Below are 12,896 nucleotides of genomic sequence, written 5' to 3'. Positions count from 1 at the left end.
CTGTAGCTTGAATAGCTGTTACCCAGATTGGGTAGTGGTCGTATTTTTGAGGCTGTCTAACCCGCGTTGCGGTCATTCAGATTATCCGCTTTAAAGGGCAGCTGGGCTTCCAGTACAGCCATATGTTCGCGCATCATGGTTTCTTCTTCGGCGAGGAACTGACTGATTGCCTGATCAAATCCTGCTTCCGCCAGCCAGTGCACTGACCAGGTTTCTATAGGTTTAAAGCCCCGCTGGATTTTATGTTCCCCCTGTGCGCCGGGGTCAAAACGTTTTAAGCCTTTGGCAATGCAATAGTCGATGCCCTGGTAATAGCAGGTTTCGAAATGCAAGCTGTCGAACTCTTCCAGTGAGCCCCAGTAGCGGCCGTACAGGGTGGCTGAGTCCTGCAGATAAAGGGCGGCGGCGACGTCCTGACCGTCTTTACTGGCAATACAGAATAAGAGGTTATCTGGGATGCTCTGACACAGCTGATGAAAGAAATCGCGGTTGAGGTAACCGGACCGGCCCCGTTTAAGGTATGTAACCTGATAAAAGTCATAAAAGCTGTCCAGTTCAGCATCTGTGATCTGATGGCCGTTCAGAAACCGGTGGCTGATTGCCTGCTGATCGATTTTTTGCCGTTCCTTACGGACATTCTTACGTTTTCTTGAACTGAACGTACTCAGGAAATCATCAAAGTCATGGTAGCCCTGATTAAACCAGTGGTACTGGCTGCCCAGACGACGCTTAACTCCGTCACCCTTAAGAAGAGCTAGGCTGTCAGTATCCAGGAACAGGCTGTGCCAGCCGGACAGTTTATGCTGCCGGCACACCTGGGTCAGCGCCTGAGCCGCCGCCTGATGTAATTCTGCCTGCTGCTCCGGACTGAGGTCAGCAGACAGGCAGAGGCGGGGGCCGGTACTCGGTGTAAACGGAATGGCGTTGAGCAGTTTTGGATAATATTCCAGCCCGTAACGTTGATAAGCGTCTGCCCAGGCCCAGTCGAACACGTATTCGCCATAGGAATGCTGTTTAACATACAGGGGCATCACGCCGACCGGTTCCGGATCATTGATGACCATATGGAGCGGTTGCCAGCCCGTTTTTACGCAGACGCTGCCACTGCTTTCCAGTGCATGTAAGAAACCGTAGCGGATAAATGGGTAATCCAGCCCACTGTCCGGCCGGTGAACTAGCGCATCCCAGGTTTCCTGGCCGATATCAGCGATTGAGTTATGAAAACTGAATGTGGTCATACAACTGTGTTTGGTGACTGGAAGAGAGTGCTTACTGTAAGTCAGTTGATAGTACTAAATCCAGCCTTCCGTCTGCTTTGTATATCGGATGCTGGCCGGTAAGTGCGAGAAAAACTGCTTTACAGTCAACAAGTTCTGTCGGGATTGCTGTTCAACTGCTAGAGTTAAGGTATTGCTTCACAAAGGAGATATATGATGGATGAGCTTGAGCTGGAATTTGAACTGGATCCCCGTCTTGCCGCCGATTGCATTCATATTGGTGATTTCCCGCTGTGCCGGCTGTTGCTGATGAATGATGCTAACTATCCCTGGTTTATTCTGGTGCCACGCCGGGCCGGTGCGACAGAAATTTATCATTTACCGGAAGAAGAACAGCAGCAGCTTATACATGAGTCATCTTTTCTGGCTGAGAATCTGCACGATATTTTTGCCGCCAGAAAAATGAATGTGGCTGCAATTGGCAATATGGTGCCTCAGTTACATGTGCATCATGTGGTGCGTTATGAAGATGATGCCGCCTGGCCTGCGCCTGTGTGGGGTGCGGTACCGTCACGGCAGTATTCTGAAACAGAGCTGTATGAAGTACAGCACAAACTTGAAGTGATTCTGAATGGTGCGCTGGCGCTGAACCGGGCAGCCAGCTAAGTACCGGGAAATACCGACTGGCAGGTATAAAAAAAGCGCTGAGTCCTGACGACTGAGCGCTTTTCTTTTGTCCGGGCTTTACGGAACAGGCCCGTTTTCTGCAAGTTTAACGGCGACGGCGGCGCTGTGGGTGCCGGCGGTGCTCTTCGACAGGAATACGTAATGCCTGCGGCTGACTGTTGTGCCCTTTAAGATGGTCTCTGAGGCTATAGCCAATCACGAACAGGCAAGCTAAAACGGCTAAAGACAATAATGTAATCATAGGCTTGCTCGCTGTTAATTGCGGTTATTGCTTAGTCAGTTCCTTACAGCTCGAATCCTTCGAGCTCGTTTCCTTCTTCAAGCTCAGCGACTAATGCAGAAAACTCGGTAAAGCCTCCGATGTGCTCCTTTCCGTGGAAGATCTGAGGAACAGTTGTGACTGGTTTACCGATAGTTTTTTCCAGATCTTCTTTGCTGATACCTTCTTTATGGATATCAATATAGCGATGATCTAAATCTTTGATTTCACAAAGTTGCTTGGCACGGACACAGAATCCGCATCCTTCACGACCAAAAATAGTCACACGTTGCATCTAAATAATCTCCTCATAAGAACGGGTGACATTGAAACAATTTATTAACCCGTATGCCAATAGTGAATGTTTATATCAAACATAGCTATTGGTTATTAGCTCTATAGACCGGTGAAGTATGCCATAAACCGGGACTGAAGCCGCGCCAGTAATGTCAGTATAGCAACCAGTTTGAGTAAAGGATGCTATGTAATCTTTAACCTTGCTGAGCGTTTGATTTTACCAGGAGTAAAAGTGCCTGTTTGACCGCGGCGCTGCTTGGTTTATTATGTCACGAGTTTGACATAATAAAATGTCGTCTCGGGAAAAGTTGAGTAGTCGCGTGGCAGTAGATATTCCTATTGAGCAATTGCAGAACATGCCTGTATTTGGTGGCCTGCGTGAAGACAGTATCCGGATGCTGATTGCCGGTTGTAAATGCGTTGAACACGCACCGGGAGAAGCGTTTTTTTCAGAAGGTGAACGGGGCGACTCAGCCTTTGTAGTGGTTTCAGGCCACGCATCCCTGTATAAGCACGGCAGTGAAAACGGCACCCTGCATAAAATTCGCAGCTTTCAGGCGACAGAGTGCTTCGGTGCCATGGCGTTGCTTGGGGTTTATCCTCGTAGCGGTGTGGTCATCGCGGATGACCAGTGCCACGCGATTGAAATTAAGGCCGATCAGTTGTTTTCGCTATATCAGCAGGATGCCGAGCAGTACATGCTGATATTTATGAACATGGCCCGTGATCTGAGCAGACGCCTGCGTGACGGAGATTGTCAGCTGGCAGGCTGTATAGACCAGCTAAATGCAGAAACCGCCGGATAACGGCGGTTTTTTGTATCTGACTTTCTTTCTGAAGAATATCCGGACTTACCACACGTCCGGACGTTTCTTACGGCGTGGAATCAGCGGGATAATCAGGCCCAGCACCAGGCCGCCAAACGCAACCAGCCCGCCGTAGGTAAACCAGCGCATCAGGTTTGAGTCGTCCATGCTGTTAATGGAGCGGTTCAGGCTGGAGATTTCCAGTTCCAGCTTGGCAATGGTATCGGCGTATTCTTTGTTCTGTTGCTGCAGACCGACGGTTTGCTGTTTCAGTGACTGAATAACTTCATTCTGCTGGGTGATCATGGCATTACTTTTACCCAGTTTTTCTTCCAGCTGGGGAAAACGGACCGACATGCTTGAGCCTTCGCTGACATTCGCACCGGGCAGCCATCCGGTACGCCCTGAAGCGGTTTTGATTTTAACGTAGCCGCTGTCTTTATTACGGTCCAGAATGGTAATGCTGGTGCCACTGCGAATCCGCCCGGTGATCCTGTACTGATCACTGGGACCACCATGGTAATAGGTAAAAACATCATCACTTATATAAGCTGCCTGGGTGTTCAGGCTGAAAAGAGAAACCAGGGTAAAACAGGAAGCAATCAATAAACGCATGGTGACACCGTAACTCAATAATCTGCTCTTGCTGCATAACAGGGCTGCAAGTTTATATTTGTTTTCTCGGGCGCCTGCTTGCGGGAACGGTATTGTCCTTCGTTTCGCAGGGCGCAGACCCCCGGGTAAATCGCTAAAATTTTGTCTCATCCCTGTACAGCTTAGCCTGTGACTTCGGTGCCAGGGAAAAGTTCGAACATTTGTTTATTATTTTCAGTTTTATTTCAGCTTTGTCGTGCATATGTCCGGTGCTGACGGTTAAGCGTATCTGCGGCATCGTCACAAGGGGTTGTTGTGTGCTAGAATCGCCCACCGTTTTTGTTCTCTGAGGAAGATAGAAGTGTTTATTATTCGCTGGATTCTTGGCCGTATTATTTTACTGGTGAATGCGCTTACTCCGCCGAAAAAAATGCAGCGCAGCCCTGAACAGCAGGCTGAGCTGGATAAGCTGACGGCCAGTTTATCGCTGTATCAGTACGAAGCATGTCCTTTCTGCGTCAAGGTTCGCCGCGCAATGCGCCGCTTTAATCTGAATGTAGAAGTGCGGGATGCCAAGCGTAATCAGGATTACAAAACTGAGCTTGAGCAGAATGGCGGCAAACTGAAAGTGCCGTGCCTGCGAATCGAAGAGCAGGATGGTGTGCGCTGGATGTATGAGTCCGGTGACATTATTCAGTATCTTGAAAAGAACTACGTAAAATAAGCCGCTTTCAGCGGTGAGAAAAAAGCAGCCATGGGCTGCTTTTTTTGTGTCTGGGGCTGACAGGGCTTGCCGTTACAGAATGCTTAACTGTATATTTAGCCAGTAAGTTATCCGGTTGAGCTATTTATGATTTTATATATTGCCGAAAAACCCAGCCTGGCACGGGCACTGGCCGATGTGCTGCCAAAACCGCACAGCAAAGATCAGGGGTTCATCCGGCTGGGAAACGGCGATGTTGTCAGTTGGTGTCTGGGGCATTTGCTGGAGCAGGCTGAACCGGATCACTATGACCCACAGTTTAAGCAATGGCGTTTTGAACATTTACCCATAGTACCGGAACAGTGGAAACTGCAGCCGCGCAGCAAAACCCGCAGCCAGCTGAGTGTATTGCGTAAGCTTGTTAAGCAGGCAGATCAGCTTGTTCACGTTGGTGACCCGGACCGGGAAGGGCAGTTGCTGGTGGATGAAGTCATTAACTACCTGGGTGTCAGCGCAGCTAAAAAAGCAGCTACACAGCGGTGCCTGATCAGCGACCTGAATGCCAGTGCGGTGCGCCGGGCACTGCAGCAGCTGCGTTCTAATCAGGAATTCGTGCCTCTGTCGGTATCAGCACTGGCCCGTTCCCGGGCGGACTGGCTGTACGGGATGAATATGACCCGGGCCTACACGTTACGCGGACAGCAGGCCGGATATAGCGGGGTGCTGTCGGTTGGCCGGGTACAGACCCCGGTACTGGGGCTGGTGGTTCGGCGGGATCAGAGCATAGAAGACTTTGTGTCCAAACCTTTCTATGAAGTGACTGCGCATTTACAGACAGACAAACAGGAAGATTTTCAGGCCCGCTGGAAACCCAGTGAAAACTGTGCGCCATATCAGGACGAAGAAGGGCGGGTGTTATCACGTCCGCTGGCGGAGAATGTCGTCTCCAGAATTTCTGGACAGCCGGGTACCGTCACAAAACTGGAACAGAAACAGAAACAGCAGGCCGCGCCGTTACCGTTCAACCTGTCCGCATTGCAGATAGAAGCGGCGAAACGCTTTGGCATGAATGCCAAGGCGGTACTGGATACCTGTCAGAGTTTGTATGAACGGCACAAACTGATTACCTATCCCCGCTCTGACAGCCGTTATCTGCCCTGGGAGCATCACGGGTTGGCAAAGGACGTCATGCCCGTTGTGCTGGGGAATTGTCCGGGCTTTGAGAAAGTGTCCGGGATGCTGGATCTGAGCCGCCGCAGTGCAGCCTGGAATGACAGCAAAGTCGACGCCCACCACGCGATTATCCCCACCAGCCGTAAAATGCCTGCCTCACTGAGTGAGACTGAGAAGAAAATTTATACGCTGATCGCCACCTTTTATCTGTACCAGTTTATGCCTAAGTACAGTTACTTTGAAACTAAGGCCGAGGTGACGATCGCCGGTGGTTTGTTTGTCTGTAATGCGCACCGTACGCTGGAGCTGGGCTGGAAGCATTTGCTGAATAAAGATGCCAGCAAGGATCAGCAGTTACCTGAATTACATCAGGGGCAGGTGGTTGACTGTTTGCGTGGCGAGGTGGAAGAAAAGCATACCCAGCCCCCTAAATATTTCACCGATGCTACTTTGCTGGCGGCGATGACCGGCATTGCCCGTTATGTTCAGGACCCGGATATCCGTAAGATTTTGAAGGAAACCGACGGGCTGGGCACGGAAGCTACCCGTGCCGGCATTATTGAGCTGTTGTTTACCCGTGGTTTTTTATACCGGGAAGGCAAAGCGGTAAGAGCCTCTGAGGTGGGTAAGGCTTTGATCAGTTGTTTGCCGGATTCGGCAACGACGCCGGATATGACTGCCCGGTGGGAGGCTACTCTTAACGATATCTGCCATAAGCAGAGCAGTTACGACGCATTCATGCAACCATTGCTGACAAGTTTAAAAGACCTGGTGGCAGGCTCAGCCGGGGTGCAGATTCCGGCCTCACTGAAAGCTGCTTCGCCGGCCCGTAAAAAGAGCTACAAACGCCGTAAAACTACAGGTAAAGCGAAAGGAACTGCCACTAAATCATCAGCGAAAACCACCCGTTCTGCAGCGGGACGTAAGCGCAAAGCAACAACTGCATAAAGCCTGTATATAAACGAAACGGCTCTGAAGAAGGGGCCTGACCTGTCACCGGTCATATCGGGGGGATGACAGATCGCTTCAGACGTGAAGGTCAGACGTGAAGGTCAGGCAAAAAGAAAAGAGAGTTTAGCCGTTCAGATGTCCCAGCAGTTTTTCGGCAACCAGCTCCGAACTGGCAGGGTTCTGGCCGGTAATGATCAGGCCATCCTGTATGGCAAAGGCGTGCCAGTCTTCCGCTTTCTGATATTCCGCACCGGCAGCCAGCAGAGCATCTTCCAGTAAGAACGGGACGATTTCGGTTAACTGTACGGCTGCTTCTTCACTGTTACTGAAGCCTGTTACCGCCCGGTCTTTAACCACTGCCGTACCGGTAGAATCTTTAGCATGCAAGAGCACAGCACTGGCATGACAGACCGCTGAAACCGGCTTGTTACTGCGGATCATTGCTTCAATCAGCGCAATCGAATGCTGATCTTCTGTCAGGTCCCACAGCGGGCCGTGGCCACCGGGGAAAAATACTGCATCGTAGTCATCAGCCTTGATTTCACTGAGGGGCAGCGTGGCAGCAAGTTGTTGCTGAGCCGGTTTGTCAGCATCAAAACGACGGGTAGCATCGGTCTGAAAATCAGGAAGTTCACTTTTAGGGTCTACCGGAGGCTGGCCACCGGCGGGGGATGCGAGGGTGATATTTACGCCGGCATCTGCAAAGACGTAGTAAGGTGCAGCGAATTCTTCCACCCAGAAACCGGTCTTCTCGCCGGTATTACCCAGTTCAGAGTGAGAGGTCAGCACCATAAGAATGTTTAACTGTGACATGAGCAGTGTCCTTCAAGTAAGAATCCAGAATAACTGCAGTATGAATTAATCAGCCTGATTACATAATGGTTATTAAATTGGTAACTTTGTTTTAATAATTGATACAAAGGGTGCTTTATGGATCTGTCTTTTGAACAGCTCAAAAGTATGGTGGTTTTTGCCCATGTAGCGGGACGGGGCAGTTTCAGCGCGGCTGCCCGCCATATGGGGTTGTCCCGTGGTGTGGTCAGTTATCACATCAAAAAGCTTGAGCGTCAGTTAGGGGTGCAGTTACTTAACCGGTCAACCCGTTCGTTATCCCTGACGGATGAAGGCCGCAGCTATTACGCGTACTGCAAAGCCATCACGGAACAGGCTGCTTCAGCACAACAGCAGATGGAAAACTTCAGGCAGGTGCCGGAAGGATTACTGAAAATTACCTGTCCGGTGAATATGGGGTTGCAGATTATTGTGCCGGCACTGAATGAGTTTAAACAACGCTATCCCAGGATCGAGCTGGATATCGTGCTGGCGGATCAGGTGGTGAATATTCTGGAAGAAGGCATTGATCTGGCAATCAGGGGCGCCCCACTGGCGGACTCTTCTTTACAGGCGGTGCAGCTGGCGGTGCTGAAAACCCATATCTGCGGATCGCCGGCGTATTTCCGTAAACATGGCCGGCCACTGTCACCGGAAGATCTGAGCCGCCATAACTGGATTATGTATCAGCTGTCATCGGGCAGCCTGGAGCTGCGCAAAGGGGAACGTTCTTTTAGCATCCGGCCCCAAGGGGATATCTCTACTAATAATGCCGCTGCCCGTACCGCGTTTGTGGAGGGTGGGCACGGGCTGGGCCGGATACCTGCTTATGATGCCGCGCCGAAAATCCACGGGAGAACGCTGGAGTCTGTACTGGATGATTATCAGCTTAACGATATTGAAGTGTATGGAGTGTTTGCGCCGGGCGCGGCGAAAACCAAGAAACTCAGGGTACTGCTGGATTTTCTGAAGTTACATTATGCCGGTTTGGAGCATCAGCGGTTACTGAGCGTTTAGCTTGCAGATAAATGTTGCTTGTAGATATAAAAAGAATTGTTATAACATAACATCTCTTAGCATAAGTAGTGTAGTCCGGTTACTGGACCTGCCGACATCCGAGATGAATCTGGGCAGTAACCGATAGCTTTTCTTTTTTATATTCAGGAGCTCTTGCTTGAACGCCTCTCTGCCGGATACTGCCCGCCATCTGATGCCATCCCACAGTCATTCTCTGGACTGGGTGGGCATGGAAAATATCAGATTACCGTTAAAAATTGTTGCTGCTGACTCAACGCAGGAGCCTGTGCCGGTAACGGCAACTGTTGATCTGGGAATAGATCTTCCGGGTGGGGAGGGAGCACGGAAAGGCATCCATATGTCCCGGCTTTACCGTGCCCTGCTGGCGCTGACCCAACAGCCGCTAACCGTTCCTGCAGTACTTGAATGCCTGCAGGAATGTGTAACCAGCCATGCAGACTGTAACTCCTATCAGGCGGCGATCACTGTTCGTTTTGATTTACTGCTGTTACGCCCGGCACTGCTGACAGAGCAGGCCGCTGGCTGGCAGGGATATGCGGTTGAGCTTTCTGCCGGAACGGATAAAGAAGGTCATACAAAGATTACATCGACGGTGGAAGTGGCGTATTCGTCAACCTGCCCCTGTTCAGCGGCACTGTCCCGCCAGGCGCTGAGTGAACATTTCAGTGCTGCTTTTGCGGAAGGAGCTGTACCGGATGTTGCAGAAATAAGCCAGTGGTTACAGGAACAGGGCAGTATTGCCACCCCTCACAGCCAGCGCAGTGTCGCCCGTGTGTCGGTGGATGTGCCTGAGGATTCAGCGTGTTTTGGTTTACAAACGCTGATAGAGCAGATTGAGTCTGCGGTGCAAACCCCGGTACAAACCTTCGTGAAACGTGCCGATGAACAGGCATTTGCACTGCGTAACGGCAGCAACCTGATGTATGTGGAAGATGCCAGCCGGCGGATTCTGGATGCGGTAACCGGTTATCGCAGCGCGACGGTTGAGGTACGGCATTTTGAAAGTCTGCACGGTCACGATGCGGTTGCTAAAAGCTACTGGGTAGCTCCCACCGGAGGTGAAAAACTCTCCGCTGAAGGCGCAGGGCTATGACCGCCGCACTGGCTTTAGCTGCACAGCCAACTCATGTGTGCAGTGGCGATCAGCCGGTCATTCTCAGTGAGATCTATCAACCGGATCTGAACCTGGTGTACTGGCAGCGGCAGGCTGAACAGGATGGGGTGAATTATGCCCGTTTCCTGGCCGGATCTGAGTGTCATTTCACCAGTAAATCAACGGTGCTTTCTGAGCCGGAAGTTGCAGAGTGGCTGAATGATATTTTGCCGGAACATCCGGACAAAGCCGCCTTCAGTGAAGATGTCGCCATGCTGGCGGATATGTTCAGCTACCTGTTCGACTTGCCACGCATCGGTATTCGTCTGCAGGTGTTACAACAGGCCATGTGCCCGAAGTTTCATGTTGATAAAGTACCTTGCCGGCTGGTAACAACCTACACCGGTGCCACCACTGAATGGCGGGAAAATGCTGTGGATGGAGATACGCCTGCTGAACACAGTGTACCGCCGCACAGTGTGGTGCTGCTTAAGGGCGATGGCTGGTGGCAGAATGAAGGGCGGGGCATCGTTCACCGGTCGCCGGCGGCCAGCCCTGAAGAACCCCGGGTATTTCTCAGTTTTGACTTTGCCAACTGAGGGGCAGCGGTATGCATAATCAATACTTTTTAGCACTTGAGGATGCCACTGCAGGCCAGAGTATTCCACTGGATGAACTGCTGGAACAGCTGGCGTTTAATCAGGATGGGCTGATTCCTGTGATCACTCAGTGTGCCGATACCTATCAGGTGCTGATGCAGGCATGGATGAATGCTGAATCCCTGCGTATAACACTGGAAACAGGACAGGTGACTTACTGGAGCCGTAGCCGGAATCAGCTGTGGGAGAAAGGACTTACCAGCGGGCATACACAGGAACTGCTCGAGTTGCGCACGGACTGCGACGGCGACAGCCTGCTGTGTCTGGTCCGGCAGAACGGACCTGCCTGCCATACCGGGCGTTCCGGTTGTTTCTATTTTTCAATGAAGCCACAGGATACTCAGGCCACCGTGCTGGAATCCCGGCCGGATTACCGGCTTCTGTTTACCCGCTAAACAATATTTAGCGGTTGCACTCCTAAGACGGGATAATTATGTTGTATCCGGTTGTCAGTACTTAAACTGCTGATAACCGGATCAATGTGCAACCAGGTGAACGGAACACTGATGAAAATTTTGCTGGCTGAAGATGATGTCGTCAATGCTGAGTACATTCGCAAAGGGCTGATAGAAAAGGGCTTTGTGGTGGACTGGGTCACCGACGGCAGGGAAGCGCTGACCTATTGTCTCTACAACCAGTGTGACCTGTTCATTGCTGACCGGATGCTGCCGGGCATGGACGGCCTGTCAGTGGTTAAAGCACTGCGGGCTTCAGGCAGTCAGTTACCGGTGATCTTTCTCACTGCCATGTCCGATGTGGACGACAAAGTGGAAGGGCTGCTGGCCGGTGGCGATGACTATATGGTTAAGCCGTTTCATTTTTCAGAACTGCTGGCGCGGATCACTGTGCTTTCCCGGCGTCCCGGAGAAAGTACTGAAAAAACTGAACTGGTGGTACACGATCTCAAACTGGACCTTCTTACCCGGATGGCTGAAAGGCAGGGGCAGGCAATCGAGCTCAAGAACAAAGAGTTTGCCTTGCTTGAGCTGCTGATGGAAAACGCCAACAGAGTGGTCAGCAAAACCATCATTCTCGAGAAAGTGTGGGATTTGAATTTTGACCCGGGTACGACCGCGGTCGAAACCCATATCAGCAAGCTGCGTCAGAAAGTGGACAAACCCTTTGCTGAGCAACTGATCCACACCGTCCGTAACATGGGGTACAGCCTCCGTGCCCCTCGCTAATATCACCGCCGGATCGGCCTTTCGGGTTGCGGTTCAGCTGCTGGCGGTTTTTATTGTCATGCTGCTGGTGGCCGGGACTGTGCTGGTCTCTGCTGTCACCAATACACTGGAAAGTGAAACCCGGGCCCAGCTTGAAGAAGAAGCCCTGCTGTTTGAAGACATTTACGATGCCGAAGGGGCGCAAGGGCTTACCAAAACCATCGAAGAGCTGGGCAGGCAGTCGGTATTGTTTGATCATGCACTGGGGTTGTTTGATAAAGATCAGGTACATCTGGCCGGGGAAGTAAGCCTGATGCCGGACTTTGTTGGCTGGCGCAAAACCCGTCTGACGCTGGTGGAACCCCAGTCAGATAAAGAACAGAATTATCATGCCCGGGTATTACAGCTGGACAGTATGACCCTGGTTATCGGACGCAGCACGGCCCATATTGATGCCGCCAGAACCCAGCTGATCTTCTGGTTACTGATTACCGGTGTGTTCCTGTCACTGGGGGCTTTAGTTCTTGGCTATCTGGCCAGCCGCCGTTCTTACCGTAAGTTACAGCGCATGGGGCAGATTCTTAAAGCGATTGCCGCCGGAGATATGACCGCCCGGATTCCTGTTGCTGAAAAGCCTGATCAGATCGATCTGATCGCCCAGCAGATGAATGCCCAGCTGCAGCATCTGGCAACACTGGTGAACGGCATTCAGGCCACTGCTACTGCCATTGCTCACGACCTTAAAACCCCTCTGTCACATGCTCAGATTGCCCTTTATGAAGCCGGCGATAAGTGTGACCGCGGTGAAGACCCGGAACAGGAAATCAGTCAGGCACTGAGTAAACTGGAACAGCTGAACCAGACTTTCGATACTATTTTGCGGATTTCCCGTATTCAGGCCCATACCGACCGCAGTAATTTTGCGGAGGTTGAATTGCACGGTCTGGTGGAGAAAATCTATGATTTACTTGAGCCTGGCGCTCAGGATGCCGGCATTCAGCTGACCGTTTTGCCTCAGCAGCAGGCTGAGCTGAACCTGTATTGCGATGCGGGCATGATTCAGCAGATGCTGATTAACCTGCTCACCAATGCCATTACCCATTGTCCGTCTGGCAGTCATGTGCAAGTCAGTGCTGTACGGCAGGGGGATGATGTTCTTCTCACGGTGGAAGATAACGGTCCGGGAATTCCCGAGGCCGAGCAGGACACTGTTTTCAAACCTTTTACCCGTCTCAGCCAGTCCAGAACCACACCCGGCAACGGGCTGGGGCTGGCATTGGTGAAAGCCGTCGGGGATGCCCATCATGCCAGTATATCTCTGGCGGATGCCGGGCCGGGCCTGCGTATTCAGATACGCTTTCCCAGGCTGATCCCGGAACGCCTTTCCAAATCTTAAATTTTTTTAAACTTTTGCCGAATTTCAGC

At 51.5% G+C, this 12,896-nt stretch carries 15 protein-coding genes; 10 read left to right on the top strand and 5 right to left on the bottom strand.

All coding sequences use genetic code 11. The features are described from left to right. Window positions 1-56: 56 nt before the first annotated feature. Window positions 57-1,238 carry a GNAT family N-acetyltransferase gene (locus JYB63_RS05535; RefSeq protein ID WP_205656786.1) on the bottom strand — a complete coding sequence of 394 codons (1,182 nt, stop codon included), beginning with the start codon at window positions 1,236-1,238 and terminating at the stop codon, window positions 57-59. Between the two features lie 195 nt (window positions 1,239-1,433). On the opposite strand from JYB63_RS05535, the gene JYB63_RS05530 reads away from it, so the two are divergent. Beyond that, entirely contained in the window at window positions 1,434-1,883 is a 450-nt protein-coding gene (locus JYB63_RS05530; RefSeq protein ID WP_205657040.1) for an HIT domain-containing protein, read from the top strand. 106 nt (window positions 1,884-1,989) lie between these two features. On the opposite strand, the gene JYB63_RS05525 is transcribed toward JYB63_RS05530, so the two are convergent. Together JYB63_RS05525 and JYB63_RS05520 are read right to left on the bottom strand one after the other, a co-directional pair. Next, complete coding sequence (locus tag JYB63_RS05525; protein WP_205656785.1) at window positions 1,990-2,145, bottom strand: hypothetical protein; 156 nt, start codon at window positions 2,143-2,145, stop codon at window positions 1,990-1,992. Between the two features lie 43 nt (window positions 2,146-2,188). Further along, a complete protein-coding gene (locus tag JYB63_RS05520) occupies window positions 2,189-2,458 on the bottom strand; it encodes a GrxA family glutaredoxin (protein WP_205656784.1) in 270 nt (89 codons plus the stop codon). Between the two features lie 322 nt (window positions 2,459-2,780). On the opposite strand from JYB63_RS05520, the gene JYB63_RS05515 reads away from it, so the two are divergent. After that, window positions 2,781-3,266 (top strand): cyclic nucleotide-binding domain-containing protein, encoded by a 486-nt coding sequence (locus tag JYB63_RS05515; RefSeq protein WP_205656783.1) that lies wholly within the window; start codon window positions 2,781-2,783, stop codon window positions 3,264-3,266. A gap of 45 nt (window positions 3,267-3,311) precedes the next feature. Here JYB63_RS05515 and JYB63_RS05510 read toward each other — a convergent pair whose 3' ends face one another. Next, window positions 3,312-3,881, bottom strand: coding sequence for a TIGR04211 family SH3 domain-containing protein (locus tag JYB63_RS05510; protein WP_205656782.1), 570 nt, complete (start codon window positions 3,879-3,881; stop codon window positions 3,312-3,314). A 340-nt stretch (window positions 3,882-4,221) separates the two neighbouring features. Between JYB63_RS05510 and JYB63_RS05505 the strand changes: the two genes are divergently transcribed. Together JYB63_RS05505 and JYB63_RS05500 are read left to right on the top strand one after the other, a co-directional pair. Next, the gene (locus JYB63_RS05505; RefSeq protein ID WP_205656781.1) at window positions 4,222-4,584 is read left to right on the top strand and encodes a glutathione S-transferase N-terminal domain-containing protein; all 363 of its coding nucleotides are present in this window, start codon (window positions 4,222-4,224) and stop codon (window positions 4,582-4,584) included. A 126-nt stretch (window positions 4,585-4,710) separates the two neighbouring features. Continuing rightward, on the top strand, window positions 4,711-6,684 hold the full coding sequence (locus tag JYB63_RS05500) for a DNA topoisomerase III (protein ID WP_205656780.1): 1,974 nt from the start codon (window positions 4,711-4,713) through the stop codon (window positions 6,682-6,684). A gap of 126 nt (window positions 6,685-6,810) precedes the next feature. On the opposite strand, the gene JYB63_RS05495 is transcribed toward JYB63_RS05500, so the two are convergent. Next, complete coding sequence (locus JYB63_RS05495; RefSeq protein WP_205656779.1) at window positions 6,811-7,500, bottom strand: type 1 glutamine amidotransferase domain-containing protein; 690 nt, start codon at window positions 7,498-7,500, stop codon at window positions 6,811-6,813. Between the two features lie 117 nt (window positions 7,501-7,617). Here JYB63_RS05495 and JYB63_RS05490 point away from each other — a divergent pair, with 117 nt between their 5' ends. The 6 genes from JYB63_RS05490 to JYB63_RS23615 all read left to right on the top strand — a co-directional run bounded on the left by JYB63_RS05490 (window position 7,618) and on the right by JYB63_RS23615 (window position 12,867). Then, entirely contained in the window at window positions 7,618-8,535 is a 918-nt protein-coding gene (locus JYB63_RS05490; RefSeq protein ID WP_205656778.1) for a LysR family transcriptional regulator, read from the top strand. A 157-nt stretch (window positions 8,536-8,692) separates the two neighbouring features. Then, on the top strand, window positions 8,693-9,649 hold the full coding sequence (gene folE2 / locus JYB63_RS05485) for a GTP cyclohydrolase FolE2 (RefSeq protein WP_205656777.1): 957 nt from the start codon (window positions 8,693-8,695) through the stop codon (window positions 9,647-9,649). Further along, on the top strand, window positions 9,646-10,248 hold the full coding sequence (locus JYB63_RS05480; RefSeq protein WP_205656776.1) for a DUF1826 domain-containing protein: 603 nt from the start codon (window positions 9,646-9,648) through the stop codon (window positions 10,246-10,248). Before folE2 ends, JYB63_RS05480 begins: the two co-directional genes overlap by 4 nt. An 11-nt stretch (window positions 10,249-10,259) precedes the next feature. After that, window positions 10,260-10,703: a phosphoribosyl-AMP cyclohydrolase gene (gene hisI / locus JYB63_RS05475; RefSeq protein WP_205656775.1), complete on the top strand. Its 444-nt coding sequence runs from the start codon at window positions 10,260-10,262 to the stop codon at window positions 10,701-10,703. 111 nt (window positions 10,704-10,814) lie between these two features. Continuing rightward, the gene (locus JYB63_RS05470; protein WP_205656774.1) at window positions 10,815-11,492 is read left to right on the top strand and encodes a response regulator; all 678 of its coding nucleotides are present in this window, start codon (window positions 10,815-10,817) and stop codon (window positions 11,490-11,492) included. Then, the gene (locus JYB63_RS23615; protein ID WP_205656773.1) at window positions 11,479-12,867 is read left to right on the top strand and encodes an ATP-binding protein; all 1,389 of its coding nucleotides are present in this window, start codon (window positions 11,479-11,481) and stop codon (window positions 12,865-12,867) included. Before JYB63_RS05470 ends, JYB63_RS23615 begins: the two co-directional genes overlap by 14 nt. The last annotated feature ends 29 nt before the right edge of the window (window positions 12,868-12,896 follow it).

Origin of the sequence: Aliamphritea spongicola (genome assembly GCF_017051665.1) — a bacterium.
Lineage (GTDB): Bacteria > Pseudomonadota > Gammaproteobacteria > Pseudomonadales > Balneatricaceae > Amphritea > Amphritea spongicola.
Note: the sequence above shows the minus strand (reverse complement) of the source record. Positions and strands in the feature narration are given on the sequence as shown.

What these genes read in the sequence shown, in the direction of transcription:
- JYB63_RS05510 (WP_205656782.1), bottom strand. Translation starts at nt 3,881, where the DNA reads ATGCGTTTATTGATTGCTTCCTGTTTTACCCTGGTTTCTCTTTTCAGC.
- JYB63_RS05495 (WP_205656779.1), bottom strand. Translation starts at nt 7,500, where the DNA reads ATGTCACAGTTAAACATTCTTATGGTGCTGACCTCTCACTCTGAACTG.
- JYB63_RS05490 (WP_205656778.1), top strand. Translation starts at nt 7,618, where the DNA reads ATGGATCTGTCTTTTGAACAGCTCAAAAGTATGGTGGTTTTTGCCCAT.
- JYB63_RS05530 (WP_205657040.1), top strand. Translation starts at nt 1,434, where the DNA reads ATGGATGAGCTTGAGCTGGAATTTGAACTGGATCCCCGTCTTGCCGCC.
- JYB63_RS05525 (WP_205656785.1), bottom strand. Translation starts at nt 2,145, where the DNA reads ATGATTACATTATTGTCTTTAGCCGTTTTAGCTTGCCTGTTCGTGATT.
- JYB63_RS05500 (WP_205656780.1), top strand. Translation starts at nt 4,711, where the DNA reads ATGATTTTATATATTGCCGAAAAACCCAGCCTGGCACGGGCACTGGCC.
- hisI (WP_205656775.1), top strand. Translation starts at nt 10,260, where the DNA reads ATGCATAATCAATACTTTTTAGCACTTGAGGATGCCACTGCAGGCCAG.
- JYB63_RS05480 (WP_205656776.1), top strand. Translation starts at nt 9,646, where the DNA reads ATGACCGCCGCACTGGCTTTAGCTGCACAGCCAACTCATGTGTGCAGT.
- JYB63_RS05520 (WP_205656784.1), bottom strand. Translation starts at nt 2,458, where the DNA reads ATGCAACGTGTGACTATTTTTGGTCGTGAAGGATGCGGATTCTGTGTC.
- JYB63_RS05535 (WP_205656786.1), bottom strand. Translation starts at nt 1,238, where the DNA reads ATGACCACATTCAGTTTTCATAACTCAATCGCTGATATCGGCCAGGAA.
- JYB63_RS05470 (WP_205656774.1), top strand. Translation starts at nt 10,815, where the DNA reads ATGAAAATTTTGCTGGCTGAAGATGATGTCGTCAATGCTGAGTACATT.